Source organism: Oribacterium sp. NK2B42 (assembly GCF_000424445.1).
GTDB lineage: Bacteria > Bacillota > Clostridia > Lachnospirales > Lachnospiraceae > Oribacterium.
The window spans coordinates 21,383-40,851 of record NZ_AUJX01000025.1 but is presented as its reverse complement, the minus strand read 5'-3'; the positions used below and the strand labels follow the sequence as shown (position 1 = coordinate 40,851).

The window sequence follows — 19,469 nt, the reverse complement described above, 5'->3', positions numbered from 1 at the left end:
AACCTTATTTTGTACTACCCATGCCGGAGATATACTTTAAAAGGTCTCCCAACTCTATTCCTGCATCAGGAGTCTGTGATTTCTCTTCGGTTCCAAGCATCCTTATGGTAGCATGATTTCTCAGCTCGAGGAAACGGGCTGCCTGAGGTGTCCACTCCAGATACTCATAGGCATGAGGCACTCCAGGTTCTACATAAAGCTCCGTAAAAACACCGGCCTGCATAAGCTTTTTGGCATAATCCATATCTTCATTACAGAAAAGATCCAGACTTCCGACGATCATAAAAGTCTCAGGCAATCCTTTCAGCTGTTCTACATCAGCAAGTGCCGGTGAGAAATAAATCTTCTCATCATCGGAAAGCTCCTTCTCCTGACCTTCGAGCAGTTTTCCCCAGCCAAAAACATTATTTTCCTTTGTCCAGACAAACTCTCCGGCATATTCATTCTTGTAAATGTCATCTCCGCCACCGGTACGGCAGTCAAGCATAGGATATATAAGAACCTGACCTTTCAGAGGAACACATCCCTTATCACGATTATAAAGAGCCAGACGTGCAGTCAGACCGCCTCCGGCGCTTTCTCCCTCAATGACTATGTTGTCAGGATCCACATTCAATTCGTCCGCATGCCTGTACACATATTCGAGACCTGCATAAACCTCTTCAAGCTCCATAGGATATCTGTATGAAGGGTCCAGTGAAAGTGTATAGTCAGGAGAAACAACCGTGGCATTGCTTCCATCTGCCACACCCTGTATCTTTGATTCATCCATGGAGGTATTGCCAAAGTGATATCCTCCGCCATGAATGAAATAGATAAGCGGCGTTCTCTCACCCTTCACATAATCTGCAGGACGGAAAACATACAGATTGATCTTTTCTCCACGCGAACACTCAATGGTGATTTTTTCAGCATTCTTCGGCTCTGCGCCTTCAACTGCCAGATCTTTGTTGGAAGTTCCCACCGGCACAGTTAAACCGTTCATGATCTCATAGCCTTCTGCCAGGAGATGTGCGGATTTCGGAGTCATACTTTTTCCGCCAAAATAAACTTCACAAGGCATGTTGAAACTGAATCCCTCATGCTCAGCAGTGAGCAGATCTTTATCAAACACAAGGAAGTCCGCATCCTTTCCGATTTCTATAGAACCCTTGGATGCCTCGATACCGAGTTGCTTGGCACCATTGATGGTATAACCCTGTATCATTTCCTCGATATTCATTCTCTCACTTAATGGAGGAAATGCTGCAACTGTTCTGCTTGTTTCCTCAAATCTGGTTTTTTCATTGATCCAGCGGGTCATACCTATCTCCATGGCGAGATAAGGACTCCAGTTTTTGAAATCTCCATAGAACACTTCATCGCTTGACCATGTCACAAGCGCACCGGTATCCCAGATCGTTTTGCAGCGGAACATGTTGTGACCGCGTTTCTCTCCGATAAATTGAGGCCAGTACTCAGCAGGGTTGCCGCCTACGTTGCCGCTGTGCCACCATGGAGTGAAATTGGCGGTTACACCAAGACTAGCAAAGCGATTTAGATCTGCGTCGTCCTGAACCCATAGATGCGCACAGGTCACCTTAACACGGTACTTGTCTCCCAATTCCTTTCTGGCCAACTCTACCCCATCAAGAACCACTCTGGATGAAGCCTCACCTACGGTATGTACATGGAGATCCAGTCCTTCTGCATTAAGCTCCTTAATGATATCGGCAAGTTCTTCTGCATTAAAGGCCGGGGCTCCAAATGCACCGGTATCTATGTATGGAGTGACCATAGCCGCGGTTTCGATCTTCAGAGTTCCGTCCATAAATATTTTTAAGGTATGCACCTTCATGTGCTCAGTGTTGAACTCTTCTCTGAAACGCTTTACTCCATCAAGTGCTTCTTTCGTTTTCCCCGGCTGTGTGAGCACATAACATCCGTCAACATAAACAGGAAGCAATCCCTGTTTGTCCAGATCACGAAGTATTGAGTATATCCGCTCATTCATATGGTTGTGTTCAGGGAATCCGGCATCAAATACAGCGCTGACTCCATATTTTAAAGATGAGTCCAGCCAGCGAAGTAATGCTACAGTAATCTGCTCATCAGTGAGTTTGTTGACACCATCGAAAAGGAAAGGCCAGCTTGCGGTTTCATAAGAGTTTCCGGTCAGATGTCCATCTTTACGCACATAGTAGGCAAGCCCCGGTACCGGATCCGGTGTGTCATCGGTGATTCCGTGAGCCGCAAGTATTCTGGAGTTGACCCAGTTACTGTGCACCTCACCCTCCAAAACCAGAATCTCCGCATCCGGACAGATAGCATCGAGATCTTCCTTTGTGAGTTCTTCTCCGGCAAGGCAGGTACGCTCCATCATAAATCTGTAGCGCTCAAGTCCCGGATTTTTTTTGATATAATCAGCCATAAACTCAAGACATTCTTTTTTAGTGGATTCCATGACCGGTACGCCAAGGTCAGTGTACTCAAATGCAACACCGGTGGTTACATGGACATGGCTGTCAATGATTCCGGGCAAGACAAACCTTCCTCCGAGGTCAGTGACCTCTCCCTCGTAATCAGAAAGACCGGCCTCATCTCCCACATAAACAAACTTCCCGTCCTTTACAGCAAGAGCATTCGCAATTGACTTGTTTTTGTCAGATGTATAGATTTTTGCATTTTTGATTATCTTATCTGCTTTCATGTTCGTTATCCTTTCTATAAAACAGATAGCTGCCTACTGTTAATGCCTTAATCATCGTACTGTGGACTTCCGATATGGCATAACACCCACATACTGAAAATCGGAATCATTCTCATAAAATATAAGTAATTCTGCAAACTCAATTACCCATCTGCACTTATTTTTTCTTTGCAGCAAACCATACACTCAGTGCTTTTTACTTGCAATTTCCCGGCTGCAGGATAAAGGCAGTAAGAAAAGCAGGACCCATATGTTGCAAAAAAGGCTCCGGCTAGAAACTTCTTAAAAATAAACAAGTTCCATTTTCAACAAATGCAGCTTTGGAACCATATGAAGAAATCAAACTGACTTTACGGCATTTCCCCTGATACATAAAGCTAATATGCACTTCATCGCAAAGCTTATCGTCTATTATCTTTTTTGCTACGAATTCATCATTGGCATCGTATCCTTTATCCATCATTATTGTGAGATTATCTTTTGAAATAATAAGAGACACCGCTCCGTCTATTTCAGGAACGTATTCTCTTTCGCAAGAATTGTTTATACTTGCATTGACAAGTTTAAATTCATCGTAATAGTAATACCAGATAGTCCCTGTCTCACTTATATTCATAGCATAGCAATCATAGATATTTTTGTCTGCTTGCCATATATCCTGACCGCCTCTTCCCCAGACCCTGACACCACATGCACCTAGCGGATTATTCCATCCGTAATTTCCAAAGACACCTTCATCAAAGTACCCGATAACAATTCCTAAATCAGGATGAACAAAGCAATGAGATATCCCATCTCCAAGACAGAATTCATCGATTATATTTCCATTAAAATCAACTATTGCAGCATTATTTTCCGGATTTCCTTTATTAAATCTGCATCTCGAAGATACCAAAAGAAGACCCTCAGAAATTGGCTGGACAAAGCTGTAATTCATCTTCTGAACACCAAGATCATAATACTTTTCATTTATTATTTTTTCTTCATTCCAGTCAATCTGTAATAGCAAAACAGAATAATTACTGTTTGACTCTGTTGGAACAAACATTCCATCTATTCGTTCCGGAATGTTTTTATTGAATAAAATATAAACGTTTCCATCAAAGCCGATCTGCATTGTTACATACTCATCGAAGCTGTGATTATATTTTTTTATCAGATCCCCCAAATCGATATGATTTTTAAACTCTATTAATAATTTCTTATTCATAAACTTGTTCCTCCGTACTCGAGCCTGCTCTTTCCTGCAATAATTGAAAACAAGTTCCCTGGCAAGGCCCATTTTTCTGTACTCCCGAAGGACGTCAAGACCCATAATCATTACTGTTTCTCCATCAGGCTCATGAAGGCTTTCATCAGTGAAAAATTCATCCCTGAATATACGTTCATTTGTTGCTATGCCGTTCAGGAATCCTACAATCTTTCCATCATTTTCCCTGTCTTTAATCACCAAAAACAGATCCGGCGCAACTTTCCAAAAGTTTGGGATCTACGGAGGGGGTAACGTTCCGTCTGACACACCCTGAAAGAGAAAATACAATGCAGAGCATCAATATATATTTAATCATGTGTTTCATATTATTTTTTGATTACTTTATCAAGAGCTTGCCTTTTTCAAACTTGAATTTCTATAAATCTCCCAGTAAATAACGTCGATAAATCTGAGCTTAACAAAAATGCATTGGAACCTGTAATATAGATATCGTATTTTCGGCTGTTATATAAACTATTGATAGCAAGCTAGAATTTAACCCCTTAGACTAAACTTTATGAAACAAGTTATAAACGCAACATTCTAAACAACACGGATCATTATCATGTAGCAAATCGTTCCCACTATAATTGAAAGATACATATTCCTGCGGATGATTTGCAAAGCAGCAACTACAACACATGCAACGATTTCCGGTATTCCATAGGGCGGCTGGGAAAAAGATATATCCCGAAGGCAATAGATTACCAGAACAGTCATAATCGCAGGCGGAAGGACTTTGCCTAGATACAGGATCACCTTGGGAAGCGGTCTGTTACCAAACAGCAGGAAAGGAAAAGCCCGGAGCATCCATGTAACTAGTGCGACGACAGCTATCACAGCCAGTGGATACAGCACTTCATTCATCGGCAAAGCCCTCCTTCTGCTCTACGGGCTTTCGAAGAAAAATCATCACAGCCAGACAGGTGACCAGGGTGGGAATCAGGAAAAAATCCTTACCCAGCAACAAATAAAAAACCATGGTACATACGGCAGCTGTAAAAAATGGGAGTTTGGAATGGTATTGATGCCATTGATTGATAACCACGACCAGAAAAAAAGCCGTGGCAGAGAACTCGATTCCTCTCATATCGAACGGAAGGTATCGCCCCACGCATGCGCCAATGAAGCAGCCGAAAACCCAATACAGATGGTCTGCCATGGCAATCAGAAATGCAGCCCTGTCCTCGTCCAGATCCTTATCATACTTTACTGAACAGAGAACGGAATAAGTTTCATCTGTTAGAGTCAGAACCATGTAGGGATAGCGCCAGCCCATTCCGCGAAACTTTTCAATAAATCCAATTCCATAGAAAATATGCCGGGCATTGATAAAAAAGGACATGAGTGCCAGTGAAAACAAGGATACTCCGGATGTCATCATTGGCACCATTACAAGCTGCATCGAACCAGCGAAAATAAAAAAAGCGGATGCTGTCGATAGCATAACACCGTATCCTGCATCACTCATCAGAATGCCAAAGGCAATCCCGATGAACAGATAGGTAAAGAATATTGGAATCGTATTTCTTATGGCAAAGCGTAACTCCTTCATCTATATCTCCAATAGCAGTACTATAAATCCCGACTTTCTATATCACTCCCACTTCTTCCATACATCCGGTTGATAACCGAGTGTGGATAGCTTTACGTTCCTCACAATAGGAGTCCAGTATCACCCATATGGCATTTTACGTAAATAAGCTCCTCATTTATCGAAAGACCGATATTTTAATCATTACACAGAAAGCATTCGTTTGAAGTGATGCTGCCGGATGTGGAGACTTATCGTATATATGCTCAATTGATTCCTTGGGGATACCGCATCCGTTATCTCTTATGGAAAAAATACAGCTTGTATTAGTCTGAGATAAGCTCTTTAATAAGTATACTCGGTAATGATAAGCATAACATCAAGTCTTTAATTCTAACAATAGTCTAACAAATGAAAAATGTATAATAATACAAATAGATAATAAACCAATAAACAACATTTTGGATATGAAAAGCAGATATAAAAAAAGGGTAACACCGGTCATATTATGGTACTGCCACAAAACTCTCTCTATTCTTTTTTGTTGATGTTTACCAAAAATCCTAGTATTTAAGGGATTCCGATAAACGGTTTACAGTTTACGCTCCGCTTCAAAAAAACAGAAAGCAGCCTGACAAAGCTGATGCATACAGACATATATAAGACCGTTAGATTTGACTATCTTCCGGAAGAAAGAATCAGCCTTTACACCTGTTTCAAAATATGATACGGTGCAGTAAATATAGGAAACGCATAAATGAACTGCCGCTAAATCACAGCGGAAAGTTGGGACACAACCGTCTCTACCCCGATTGATATGTTTATTATAGAGGAATTTATCAGGAAAACCATAGACTGTGGAAGCGCTCCTGCCATCACGGACATGAACGGCAGGAGAACGTTTACCTACCGCCAGCTTGCTGCGCTCTCCGACAGGATTGCCGGTAAGCTCTTACAGCTCGGTGTCAGAAAAGGAGACAGCGTCATCCTCATTCTTCCTAGAATCAGTGAATACATCGCTACAGAGATTGCCTTACTTGAAATCGGAGCCGTGATCGTGCCTCTGATTCCGGAATATCCGGATGAGCGGGTTTCCTTTATAAAAAAGGATTGTGATGCAGCCCTTGTAATAAGAGAGGATTTTTTACGATCCTTAGAGGGGTTTAGGCAGGAAGCCTTAGTGCCGGATGAGGCACCGGACATTTCCGAAAGCCGGGATGCGGATCGGGGAATGATCATTTATACCTCCGGATCGTCAGGATTCCCAAAGGGCGTTGTGTACACAAGAAGCACTATGGACGTACAGATCCTGCGAAAGCAGTCCAGCGTGAATGACATTCATCCGCTTATTTTTGCCGCCTCCGCCTCCTTGAGCTTCTGCGTCGCGGTGACAGAGTATTTCACGACTCTGACGATGGGCGGACATATTCATATGATCTCCGATGAGGTTCGATCCGATGCTGAGAGACTGTCAGAATACTATAAAGCCCATGAAATCACCTGCGGTTTTATAAGCCTCGGGATCCTTAAGGGCTTTGTAAGCAGAAGCAAATGCTTAAAGAGGGTATTTACCATTGGTGAAAAGGCGGTTAAGCTTTTCAGCTCTGACTTTGAGATCGTTAACTCCTATGGGCTGAGCGAAACCGTGGGAGGTATCTGTGCGTTTGTCATTGACAGGTCTTATGACAATACTCCCATCGGAAGACCCCTTAATGGAATCGAAATAATCGTAACAGACCATGACGGGAATGAAGTGGAGGACGGTCAGGAGGGGCAGCTCTGCGTGATCGGAAATCTGCCCCGGCAATACAACAGGCTTCCCGGGGAGACAGAGAAAGTATTCCGGCTTCTCCCGGACGGGAGATTCCTCGTTTGCACGGGAGATATAGGAAAGAAGCTCCCAGATGGAAACCTTCTGTACTTAAACCGCAGCGACTGGATGATCAAGCTTCATGGGCAGAGGGTGGAGCCCGGAGAGATCGAGTCGGTGATGAACAGTGTCAGCGGTATTACTGGCTCTATCGTAAAGGCCTTTGAAAACGAAGACGGTACTATGCTCCTCTGCGGCTTTTATACCGAAAAGAGACCTGTGAAAAAGGAAAACATTATGGCTATGCTTAAGGCAAAGCTACCATCTTATATGATACCGGGGGCTTTTGTCAGAATGGATACCTTTCCCGTGAACCAAAACGGAAAAACAGACAGGAAAGCGATCAGGAAGCCAGATCTTTCCATGTTTAAAGCTGCCTATGAGAAGCCTATAAATCAAGTCGAGGAAGCAATCTGTAATGCCGTGCAGGAGGTTTTGCATATCGACAGGGCAGGCAGAAATGATAATTTCTTTGAACTTGGCGGCAATTCCATCAATGCGGCTGCGCTGGCCTCAATATCTGGACTCAAAGGACTTTCGATCCGTGATATCATGCTTGGACAAACCCCCGCAGGGATCGCCCTGCAATACGAAAAGAATGCTGATATACGAAAACCTGTACTTGATCATAAATACAAGCCCGAAAGAGAATATCCGATGACGCTCTCCAATCATTACTTTTTTTATGATGCCGGAAGCATCGGTGAACCGATTGATTGGACGGATGTGAGGTGTCTTTACCGGCTTGACCGTACCATTGACGAAGAAAGGCTCAGGCAAGCGATCGAGGACAGCCTCAGGGCACACAAGGTATACGGTATCCGTTTCAGCCCATCCGGAATGATCCTTCGAAACGAAGCCTATGACACGAGCGTCGGGGAAGTGACGATAGCGCCTGAAAAATTCGGGGCATATCGAATGAAAAAATCGTCACAGAAACGGGATCTGCTGCGTCAGTCTCTGTTCGAATTCGAGATCGTTCATGCGGGAAAAACCAGATTCCTGTATTTGAACCTATCGCATCTTTTGGCTGACCAGGTCTCCATCAACCTTCTGTTTGACGAGATATCTGACCGGTATGAGGGAAGAGAGCCTGTCAGAGAGGACTATGACTATTTTGATGTTGCCGCATATGAAGGGGAACTGAAAGGATCCGACTTTCGCCGTGAAGCCCTGCACTTTTTTGAGGGTCAATTCGGAAATCTCAAGAAAAAGCCCGCAGGATCCTCCGGGAACTACCCGATCTGTTCGGTCTCGCGGGAGATCGGCGCCGGACTTTCTCAGACGCAAAAAACAAAGTTTCTGAAACAAAACGGCGTATCTGAGAGTACCTATATCCAGGCAGCTCTGTTTCTTACCCTGGCAAAGTTTTTGAACCAAAACCGGCTGATCTGTCAGATATTTCACAGCGGCAGAGATGGCTCCGCTTACGACAATCTGCATGGATGCGTTGCCAGAGCCACCCCTCTGCGTGCGGACATCGACAGAACGAAAGCAACAGGTGACTTCTTAAATGAACTCCAGAAAACCTGGCAGGATACTGTCTATTATGACGTGATCCCCATACAGGAGCTTGTGGTCAGATATCCGCAGGCAGAATCCTTTATCAGCCTGAATTACAGGGGGAATATGAAAAGAAGCTTTCACCTTGGAGAGAAGAAGCTTCCGTCTCTTCCGCTCGGATACCTCGCCGGCTTTAGCCACCGGCAGGCATGGCTCCAATTCTATATTGATGAACTGGCAGATGGAAAGCTTGCGATCGATGTCTTTGGTGAAGGATACTTCTCTTATCAGGAGACAGAGAGGCTTGTCAGCGCCTTTGAAAGGGCATTGGGACTTATTTTAGTCTGTGAAAGAGTTGATGCTATTCTGAAAGGAATATGACGATCATATAATATGATCTCTTACCCACTGTGCGACTTCCTTGATCCTGTCTCTCAGCTCATATCGGCATTCCCATCCGGTATCTCTGTAGAGTGCATCCAGATCGACCTTCGAATAATCGATCTGCTGATTGTCCTTAAATTCACCGAATTTTAACTCGACCTCCGGGGCAATCTCATCACGGATCTCGATCATCCACTCCTTGAAGGTTTTTAACCTTCTGTGGCCGACGTAGTATTCCTTTTTATTCTTCCCCTTCTCTCCGATGGCGATCAGGGCATCAGCAATGTCCTGAACGTATACCAGATCGTATAGATTATTTCCTTCGACCAGCTTCGGAGCTTCTCCATGATTCAGGCTGGTGATGACGACATTCACCAGCTGCTTTGAATAATTGTTTTCCCCATATGGCATCGGAATCAGCCCTGCACTGTATTCCATGCCAAGATTATGGGCCAGTGTCCTGCAGATCAGGCCTGCAGCCGTTTTTCCGGTGGAATAGATACAGGTATATCTGGGCTCAAAGCCTTCTGATTCCAGGAAATTCATGATCTCATACTGATTATAGGTGTTGGCATATACAAACCTTTTTGCATGGATCCTATGGGCAGCAACCAGGGCATCTCCGGCAAAAGCCGCGTTTTTCATCTGTAATTTGTAATCCCTTATTGCCGTTGTAAATCCGCCGGCCCATGCAAGATGATAAAATACGTCTATATCGGTATCCTTTATCCTCTCCGGAAGCTGTTCATAATCCTCAAATTCCGCTGCAACGGGATAAAAATTGTCATACTTCTTAAACCCACTCAGCTTTTCTTCGTTAATATCCACCCCGTATACCCTGACGCCATGATCAAGAAGCGTTCGTGTAAGTACTCTTCCGAAAAAGCCTCCGCATCCTGTAATGATAACCTTATTCATCCTTCACCTCATATATCCAGAACAGACAGCAGGTTTCTAAGCTGAATATTCAGGCAGTTATTGAACTGGATCAGAATATTGAGCGTCTGAAAATCAGCCCAGAAATAACCCTCCGGCAGGGGCTGCGGCAGATCGCCTTTTTCAATTTTCATGATCACGTTACGATTCTGTTCCTGATAGAAGCGACCACCCTCCTCTGAAAACAGGCCGTCAAATTCTATTCCCCTATTGTGCTCATAATTATATGTAAACAGAGCATCGACAAGACTTGCATTAGGATTCTCACCGGGCTCGAGCTGTACGCTTGGGCCTATCTCGATCTTATCAAAGCATCCGACCTCAGATTTTGTCTGGATCAGAAACTTCTGAAGGTTGTCTTCAACACAGTATATGAGTCCGAATACAGACTGCCCCTCGGCTTCAAGCAATGGCTGCTGCCACCTTCTGACCTCTCTGCCTTCTATCTCGATGTCACAGTAGACCACCTTGAAGGCTCCATGTTCGGAACTGATCTCATCCATTTTTCTCTTCCATGACGCGAGAGAATAAAGATCCACCAGTCTGATCTCGCTTCGGTCAAGCATTTTGACCTCATTCATGTACTGATATATCTTATTGATCTCTGACCCGGAATTTCCGAAAAAAACGGAGTTATAAAAGGGCTCCTGATGAAACAGCATCCTGATATGACTGAGTTCTTTATAGGAGAAATCTCTTAAAGAAAAGGGAATACAGGAAATCACTGTCCTGGTATCCATATTTACAAGATTATCATAGCGCATTAACTGCTTGATCTGTCCAAGAGTCATCCACCTGTGGGTATCCGGCACCTCGATCTCTTCATTCACCACAATGATGATATTGCGGTTCCGCTTCCTTAAGAATCTCGAGGACTGTTCGGACTGGATCTGATCCACGATGATCTCGTAATTGCGCTTGTTTGAGAAATATTCAAGAAACGCCGGAACACGTCCGCCATGAACCTGCATAAAATTACTCTTGGTAGCCTGTATGGTCGGCGATATCTGGATCTTGTTGACATTTCCCGGCTCGATCTTTGCCTGCATCAGAAAATACAGGACACCGTCAAATTCCTTACAAATGATTCCAAGATATCCGATCTCGTTTTGAATGATGATCGGCTGCTCATGAAGGATCCGGCCATCTTCCGCCTTCTGAAGACCCTTTATCTGAAAAAAAGAGCCGTCCCTGTTTCTGATCTCTCCTCTTTCCTGATCATAATGCCAGTTGTCACCCGTATAATCATATGGAATCTTTCTGATATCAACCCTGACGTCCCTGTTCTTTTCTTTGATCCAAGTGAGAATGTCATCCGTCGAATTGAAAGGGTTTTCTGTTGTTGCCCATGATTCAATTAACTGCATAAGCGACATATTCGCATGTATGTTGTACATTTTTCCTTACAATCCCCCATCTTCCGCCCGGTCATCCCTGTGCCATGTGACTATCAGGAGAGCGTTTTGAAAAATTTATCCTGCCATTTCATGAAACTGCTCCACCAGCTGCGCCTGCTTTAGGATCGCCCTGCAGCTTTCCTTCCGTGCTTCCTTATCTGTCATACATCTCACAAAGTATTCGATGGATTTTCTGAAAGCATCATCAGCGGGCAATGGCCGTTCCTCAACAGCAGTATTCTTTTTTATCGTCATCGTCGGTATAAAACCTGCCGGGGCAGTAAGAACTCTTCCGGTCTTAAGGGTCCCTTTGCTCCCCCATACCTCAAGTTCACACCTGTAATCATTATCCATCCCGAAGGCGATCTGAGCAGTAATACCGGTTTCATTTACAAGCACCGCCGATCCATACATATCAACTTCAAAATCGTCTGTGTAATTAAGCCCGGCATACCTGATCCTGGCCGTATCCCCCAGCAGTCTTGCGGCATATTTCAGGGTATATCCTCCGGCATCAAGGAGAGCTCCCCCTCCCAATGATTTGTTGTAGCGAAAATCATCCGCAGATCTTGCCGGAAATCCGAATGAGATACGATAGAGGCGTACATCTCCTATCTCTCCGCTATTAATTACCTCCTCTATCGCATCAAGCTGGGCATGGAAAATGAACATATAGTTCTCATGCAGTGCAAGCTCCTTTTCGGAAGCGAGCTCCACAAGTGACCTTGCAGCATCATAGGAGGTGGTGGCAGGCTTCTCAACCAGGACATGCTTCCCGCATTCCAACGCCCTCTTCGCCCACTTATAGTGCAAAGCGGGGGGAAGAGGGATATAGACGGCATCGATATCAGGAGCTGAAACAACGCTCTTATAGCTGTCAAATAAGCGTCCTCCGTATTCTGAGATCATCTGACCAGCTTTTGCTTTGCCCCTTTCAAGCATCTTAGTGATTTCTTCTTTATCTGGTAACGTATCCCCATATCTTTCATATGGAGAGTTCACTCCCACTCCTGCAAAAATAACATCATCAATCTGCTTTAATGCAGGAAGGAATCGTCTGTATGCGATTTCTGACGGGCACAGTATTCCTATTCTCATATTCTTCCATCCCCATACCAATCCTCGGCGGAGGGCTCTTTTCCTGCCCTGTCCCAGGTAAACTTTCTCGTTTTGCCGCAGAAACGGCACATCTCTATCGGAGACAGCAAGTACGAAGCAAGCTTTGACCCCGTCAGAGATGGATCATAAAGATCGATGCCTCCTTCGGGAAAGGCCGTGGCAGGCTTATAAAACTTCTCAAATACCCGGATCTTATTTTCCGTACTACATCGATAAATCCTGCCCTGCCACATCGCGTAACAAAAAGGAATGTAGCAGGAGGCTGCGGCTGCCTCCGGATCTGAATCACCGGCCGGAATGATCCATGCTCCAAAAAAAGGCATCGGCAGGCTACGGTAAATGGCGATCCCCTCCGCCTCCAGCTGTTCTATCATTCCCCTGACATAGTTTTCCACCGGCGGATAGATGGTTACACTGAATTGTGCGCCATACTGTTTCATACAGTCCTTCAGGTCGTCATTTATACTCCCAAGACGTATACCGTTCGTAAAAATGAGGATTTTTGTATCCGGAAATATTGCATGCGCAGCCACTATATATTCTGTCAGATTGTCACAGAGCAGCGGTTCACCGCCAACCAGACGGATCTCCCCGAGCTCATCCACCAGCTCATGTACTCGGGACAGATCTTTCCGAAAAGCTACCGGATCACCGAAGCCCGGTTCCGCGATAGGTGAAAAATGGCTACATCCCTTGCAGTTGAGATTACAATGGAATACCACATCATATTCCAACCCACTCAGACAGGGAAGCTTCCCACAACCAAGGATTTCCTTCATTGAGCCATATTTCTTGAGCTCTCTCAAAAGCTCTGTAGGACCCATGATCCAGATCTGATCTGCCTTTAGATCAGTATGACGAAATACCTTCCACACGATATCATTGACTATGTACATGTCAAATAAAGGAATGATCAGTCTTTCAACCTGTTCCCCGGAGAACTGCTCCAGATCAATGACGGGAAAACGGTCCTTATATTTTTCCAACTGCCCTTTACCGGAAACCACAAAACAGATATCCCTCCTTTCTTCTGGGTCAAGCTTTTGGTATATCTCCAAAAAACCCGGATATGTTCCCCATATTGCCACCATAATGCGATTACCTCCTTTGTAGACACCAGCTTCCTGACACATCGCAGCAGTTTCCCCTCAGGAGAGCCGCTGCGATGCGTCTTCAGTCCCGATGCACGATAAGATCCACCGGGCCGCTTCTTCGACAGTGCCGCTTTTCCGCAGGGTCTCCCCTATGCGGGAAGCGTTTTCCCTGTATGAAGGAACTGACAGCATCAGCCTGACTGCCCGCCACAGCGTTTCCGGACGGTTGTTGCCAAGAGCGATTCCTGCCCCCAGCTCCTCCACGCGCTTTGCGTTTCCTTCCTGGTCAAATGCCCGGGGACAGATGATCATCGGCACACCGGCCACAAGGCTGTCCCGCAGGGTATTCAGCCCGCCATGAAAGATCACCACGTCGGCTTTTTTCAGGATCTCCTTCTGGTCCACATAGGGATACGCCCGGATATGTCCCGGCAGATCTCCCAGCTGTTTCACGATCTCTTCGCTGCAGACTGCCATCACGATGTCAAGCTCCTCCCGGTTCTGAAAGGCAGTGACACAGTTTTTGAAGAAGAATCCCGTATTTATGGATGAGGTCCCCATCGAAATATAGATGAGGGGGCGCGAGGAAGATCTTTCGTGCTCCGTGTCCTGCGGGGCAGCATCCCTTTCGCCTCCGGCTTTCAGACCAACCTCATCTTCCAGACTATTGTCCCTTCCCTCTTTCTCATCATTGACGTATCCCGCGTAAAAGATGTGATACGACTGCATCTGATCCGCGCAGGGCTGGAGCTCTTTTGATACATATACGATGCAGTTTTCCTCTTCCTCTACCGTATACAGGGAGTATATATCCTTTTTCGGAAAGCCGGCCTTCGCTGCTTCCTCCAGCTTTTCCTCCATCACGCCAGTTTCAAGAATCTGCATCAGCTGTTCAAAATACCGGAAGTATTCCTTCATCGTCAGGCGGTTTATGATCATAGGCGCACTGGACAGGATCATCGGAATCCTATACTTTTCGGCAAGAAGGCGGCCCCAGATTGTAGCGGCATCCACCAGCGCGAAAGCAGGAGGATGGATACGGACTTCCCGCTCCATCTGTTCATCCATCAGCATCAGAAGATCCATCATGGCAAGCGGGTTGATGGCATGATCAGAAGCATTCCCCTCCAGCTGGTCATACAGGTCATCCAGGTTGACCAGCAGCGCGCCTGCCTTCTCCACATAAGGAGCAATGGAAGGAGTTGAATAGACGCGGACAGCATATCCCTGTTCCCCAAAATATCGCAAAAGGGGAACCATCGGCGTAATATGCCCTATGTATGGCAAGACAAAAACCATGATCACAGATTTCATATTCCTCTCCTTCCCTTCATAACAGTATTTCGGACTGCCCCGATATTTTCTCAGTATGAGGAAGGCAGGAGAGAATCCATCTGCCCGCTTCCTCGACATTGCCGCTTTTTCTCAGGGTCTCCCCTATGCGGAAGGAGTTTTCCCTGTAAGATGGAACCGACAGCATCAGCCGGACTGCCCGCCGTAGCGTTTCCGGACGGTTGTTGTCAAGAGTGATTCCGGCCCCCAGCTCCTCCACGCGCTTTGCGTTTCCTTCCTGGTCAAATGCCCGGGGGCAGATGATCATGGGCACGCCGGCCAGAAGGCTCTCCCGTACTGTGCCTAGTCCTCCATGGCAGATCACCACATCCGCCTTAGCAGTAATCGCCAGAATCTCTTTCTGCTCCACAAAGGGCAGTGCCCGGATATGTCCCGGCAGCTCTCCCAGATGCTTCACTATCTCTTCACTGCTGACTGCCATCACGACGTCAAGCTCCGTTCTGTCTTTAAAAGCAGTGACACAATTTCTGAATACGAATCCGGTATTTAAGAAGGAGGTCCCCATGGAGATAAAGATGAGGGGACGTGAAGACGACCTTCTGACAGGAATTCCCTTAAATTCATCTGCATATCCCATAAAAAACACGTGGGAAATATCCATCCGATCCGCACAGGGCTGAAGCTCCTTTGATACATACACGATGCAGTTTTCCTTTTCCCCCACAGAATAAAGGGAAGAGATATCCCGTTTCGGAAAGCCGTCCCGGGTCAGTTCTTCCAGCTTATTGTCAAGATCGCCTTCCTCCATGATCTGAACCGATCGTTCGTAATACCGGAAGTATTTCTTCATCGTCAAAGGGTTCATGATCATGGTAGTGCTGGAAATGATCACCGGAATTTCGTACTTCCCGGCAAGAAGACGCCCCCAAACCGTATGGGCATCCACCAGCGCAAGAGCAGGAGGATGGGTACGGAGCTCCTCTCCAAACCTTTCATCCATTAACTTCACAAGCTCCAGCATGGCGTAGGGACTGGTGGCACGTGTATAAGGATCCCCTTCCAGCTGATCATAGAGATCATCCAGGCAAACCAGCTCGGCACCTGCCTTTTCCACATGAGAAGCAATAAAAGAAGCTGTATAGACACGGACAGCATATCCCTGTTCCCCAAAATATCGCAAAAGAGGTACCAGCATCGCAATATGGCTGACACCCGGAATGACAAAGACCGCAATTACAGAGTTCATGTTCCCTTTCTCCCAAAACATTGTTCAGAGTTTCATCCTTTCATCCGTCATTTCTTCCGGATATCAGCATCAGTGCTCAGACGATACCTGATTAAGCAGGGACAGAAGATTTTCTTCGATCTGATCATATGACCTGTTTTCCTCTTCCCGGTCAAAATGCCGAAGGGTAATGGTCAGACGGCCATCCCTGCTTTCAACCGAATGTCCGGTACGTGTGTTTTCCTGAATATCCCGGATCTCCAACACATTTTCCCCCAATTCGGTAAAGTGATTGGATACCAGTCCTTCCTCAACGACAAAACGGTTCAATCTTCTGTAAAGAGAATTCTGCGTGCTGTAGGGATACCGCCAGGGCAGAAGGAGCTCCTCCTGAAATTCCTGTACAGTCATCCGGTTATCTATTCTCACCGGCATCGTGTAGAAAAGATTTCCCACGATGGCATCGCTTCCGGAAAGCTCCGGGCTCCTGCCGGAATACAGATGGGAAAACCAGAGCTGGTCACGGCTCATGACCTTCAGAAGACTTTTTCCGTAGCAGTACTCGGCATAGGTGACCAGAGATACGCCCTCTGCGGCGCATTTTTCCTGAATAGCCCGGGTCTTGTCCGGATCAAGAGAAAGCTTCCGCACCCTGACCGTAAAATCTCCCGTTCCCTTGCCGGAGGGAAGAAGCATCTTCTCCCCGAAATCCCGGTAATGCTCAAGAAGCTCAGGCGGGATCCTGTCCTCTTCCTGCATCAGCTTCTCCCGCCACAGATAAAAGGCATCTGTATCCGGCGTGATGGAATCTGCCGTCAGTTCACGTATCACCTCATAAAGGGAAAGCCCGTCTGTCAGCACATGGCGAAGGCTCAGAAGCAGCTCGCAGCAGGAATCAGCCACCGGAAAACAGGCTGCCGAAAAAAGGCTTCCCTCCTCTTCCATCACCTGAAAGAATCCGCCAAGGAACCGTTCACGGGCTTCTTCGGACAGGGAGCCCAGATCCTTATACCAGACAGAAGGCTCTGTCTCCTTCCTGAATACCTGATATGGCTTTCCGTCTTTTGCTCGCACAAAAGAGGATCTCAGCACAGGATGCTTTGCCGTGATCTGCTTTACCCGTTCTCTGAAGGCGGCTTCCGTAAATCCTCTTTTACAGCGGATCAGGAAGCGTATCATATTTCCTCTTGTGTAGTCGCTCCCGGATTCCTGCAAAAACAGATAGAAGCCTGTGGAAGGGTCTGTCGGATAAACCGCCTCTATCCTTTCATCCTCCGAAAGATATGCCAGTTCCTCCGGCAGCCGATCCTTCCAGGACAGCTCCTCCCCACGGCCGCTTTCTCCGGCAAAGGAATCCTTCTTTGTCTGATCAGGTAAAGTCACATGCCTTGCACAGCCGGCCAGCATGGCAGGAGTCGGTTTTTGGAAAAGCTCAGCAACCGTAAGCTCCAGTCCCTCATACCTCAGCATGGAAAGAACTCCTGCCGCAAGGATGGAATCTCCTCCCAGGGCAAAGAAGCTATCATTTACCCCTACGCGGGAAAGCTTCATCACCTTTGCAAAGGCTTCACAGATCTGCCTTTCCTCCTTTGTCCTGGGCGCCTTATAGGGGGCCTGCCCTTCAGAATCCGGCAGGGAAAGGGCGCGGTAGTCAAGCTTCCCGCGATCGGTTAACGGCATTTTATCCAACTGCACGAACCGCTCCGGGATACTGTAACGGGGAAGCTTATCTGAGAGCTTTTGCCGAATCTCTTCCTCCGGCATCGTAAAGGTGTGTTCATAAAAGGCGCACAGAACGGATCTTCCCGCAATTTCAAATTGTTTGACCGCAGCATTTTTTACACCAAGCTCCCGTTTGAAGCATTCCTCGATCTCCACGGGATCCAGCCGGTATCCATGATGCTTGATGATCCGGTCCATTCTTCCCAGTACAAACAGCTCTCCGTTTTCCTTCAGATACCCGAGATCCCCTGAGTACCAGGTACGGGTTCCATCCGGATGAAAGACGATCTTGTTCTGTTTCTGATCCTCAGCGCCGATGTAGCCCATGTTCACACGGATTCCCCGCACACTTACTTCACCCGATTCTCCGACGGGCAGGGGTCTTCGGTTCTCATCCACAATCTCGATCCGGGAAAAGGCAGTGGGGAAACCGACCGAATGTGCCTTCTCCGGATGCACGACAATCCTTGCGGTGGCAAGGGCGACCTCCGAGCTCCCATAGAGGATGACGATCCTGGCACCCGGCTGCAGCACGCTTCTCATTTCCTCCATCAGAGAGGGTTTGACGATATCCGAGCCCACCATGACACCACCTACGTGGGAAAAGGCCATGCGTACCCGTTCATTGTCAAGACAGGCTAAAACAGCGGATGGCGGGAAGAACAAAAAGCAGCTCTCATTCTCATTCAGCTTTGCAGCAATCCGCTCCATGGTGTCCGCCTGCCCCATAAGAATGTGCACAAACTTTTTTCCATACAGGATCGTGTAATAAAAGTTCGTAAATCCAAAAGCAACTGAAGGATGGCTGATATTAAAAAGAGCTGTACAATCCCCTATTGCCTCTGACAGTATCCTGTTTTCCGGTATCGGAAGGAGGCTGCATACCATGACACTGGAAATCACACGGATGCCGCAGGGAACCCCTGTAGAACCCGATGTATACAGGATGGCTATGACATCCTGAGATGACATCTGCTTGTTTGCAGGACAAAAGGTGAGTTCTTTCCCTTCTGTCAGCATCTTTTCCGCCAACTCATCCGTGATCTGAAGGACCGGGGATGTCTGCTCCATGATCAACGCTAGACGAGCGTCGGGAAGCTCCTTATCGAGGGGCACCACGACAGCGCCGGCTTTTATCACGCCGGTGATGACACAGTACAGATCACAGCAAAGCTCCATGCGCACGAGGATCATATCACCCCTGCCATATCCCCTGTGCTGCAAAAATGCCGCCACAGCATCGGATCTTTCGTGAAAGACCTGATAGCTCATGGTCTCGCCCCATATATCCATGGCGATCCCTTCACAGCTCCTTGTACGCTCAAGAAGCTCATGTACGGTGACGTTTTCGTCTGCGCCCTTCCAGATGTCCTTGAATGTATACATAGTTTCTATCTTTCTTCCTCCATAAACGCTTATTAAAATCTGAATGTGTGCGGTCGGATGCCGAT

Annotated in this window: 12 protein-coding genes and 1 pseudogene; 1 reads left to right on the top strand and 12 read right to left on the bottom strand. The window is 46.6% G+C overall.

Annotation, left to right across the window (positions count from 1 at the left end):
- Positions 1-4: 4 nt before the first annotated feature.
- From G625_RS0108710 to G625_RS0108695, 5 genes and pseudogenes are all read right to left on the bottom strand, one after another.
- Entirely contained in the window at positions 5-2,689 is a 2,685-nt protein-coding gene (locus G625_RS0108710; protein WP_029200816.1) for an amidohydrolase family protein, read from the bottom strand.
- A 271-nt stretch (positions 2,690-2,960) separates the two neighbouring features.
- On the bottom strand, positions 2,961-4,139 hold the full coding sequence (locus G625_RS19075; RefSeq protein WP_049895814.1) for a GNAT family N-acetyltransferase: 1,179 nt from the start codon (positions 4,137-4,139) through the stop codon (positions 2,961-2,963).
- Positions 4,140-4,306: 167 nt separating this feature from the next.
- Positions 4,307-4,423: pseudogene (locus G625_RS21930) on the bottom strand (AAA family ATPase); the annotation flags it as partial.
- A gap of 61 nt (positions 4,424-4,484) precedes the next feature.
- Positions 4,485-4,808 (bottom strand): branched-chain amino acid transporter permease, encoded by a 324-nt coding sequence (locus G625_RS0108700; protein ID WP_029200815.1) that lies wholly within the window; start codon positions 4,806-4,808, stop codon positions 4,485-4,487.
- On the bottom strand, positions 4,801-5,496 hold the full coding sequence (locus G625_RS0108695; protein ID WP_029200814.1) for an AzlC family ABC transporter permease: 696 nt from the start codon (positions 5,494-5,496) through the stop codon (positions 4,801-4,803). The genes G625_RS0108700 and G625_RS0108695 overlap by 8 nt, the downstream gene beginning before the upstream one ends.
- Positions 5,497-6,292: 796 nt before the next feature.
- Between G625_RS0108695 and G625_RS0108690 the strand changes: the two genes are divergently transcribed.
- Complete coding sequence (locus G625_RS0108690) at positions 6,293-9,229, top strand: AMP-binding protein (protein WP_029200813.1); 2,937 nt, start codon at positions 6,293-6,295, stop codon at positions 9,227-9,229.
- Between the two features lie 3 nt (positions 9,230-9,232).
- Here G625_RS0108690 and G625_RS0108685 read toward each other — a convergent pair whose 3' ends face one another.
- The 7 genes from G625_RS0108685 to G625_RS0108655 form a co-directional block, all read right to left on the bottom strand.
- Positions 9,233-10,150, bottom strand: a complete 918-nt coding sequence (locus G625_RS0108685) for an NAD-dependent epimerase/dehydratase family protein (RefSeq protein WP_029200812.1) — start codon at positions 10,148-10,150, stop codon at positions 9,233-9,235.
- A gap of 8 nt (positions 10,151-10,158) precedes the next feature.
- Complete coding sequence (locus tag G625_RS0108680; RefSeq protein ID WP_242826623.1) at positions 10,159-11,565, bottom strand: NDP-hexose 2,3-dehydratase family protein; 1,407 nt, start codon at positions 11,563-11,565, stop codon at positions 10,159-10,161.
- A 75-nt stretch (positions 11,566-11,640) separates the two neighbouring features.
- The gene (locus G625_RS0108675; protein ID WP_044932100.1) at positions 11,641-12,663 is read right to left on the bottom strand and encodes a Gfo/Idh/MocA family protein; all 1,023 of its coding nucleotides are present in this window, start codon (positions 12,661-12,663) and stop codon (positions 11,641-11,643) included.
- A complete protein-coding gene (locus tag G625_RS21200; protein ID WP_029200809.1) occupies positions 12,660-13,775 on the bottom strand; it encodes a 4Fe-4S cluster-binding domain-containing protein in 1,116 nt (371 codons plus the stop codon). Before G625_RS21200 ends, G625_RS0108675 begins: the two co-directional genes overlap by 4 nt.
- A gap of 57 nt (positions 13,776-13,832) precedes the next feature.
- Entirely contained in the window at positions 13,833-15,092 is a 1,260-nt protein-coding gene (locus G625_RS0108665) for a glycosyltransferase (protein WP_029200808.1), read from the bottom strand.
- A 16-nt stretch (positions 15,093-15,108) separates the two neighbouring features.
- Entirely contained in the window at positions 15,109-16,317 is a 1,209-nt protein-coding gene (locus G625_RS0108660) for a glycosyltransferase (protein WP_029200807.1), read from the bottom strand.
- Positions 16,318-16,386: 69 nt separating this feature from the next.
- A complete protein-coding gene (locus G625_RS0108655) occupies positions 16,387-19,404 on the bottom strand; it encodes an AMP-binding protein (protein WP_029200806.1) in 3,018 nt (1,005 codons plus the stop codon).
- Positions 19,405-19,469 lie beyond the last annotated feature (65 nt).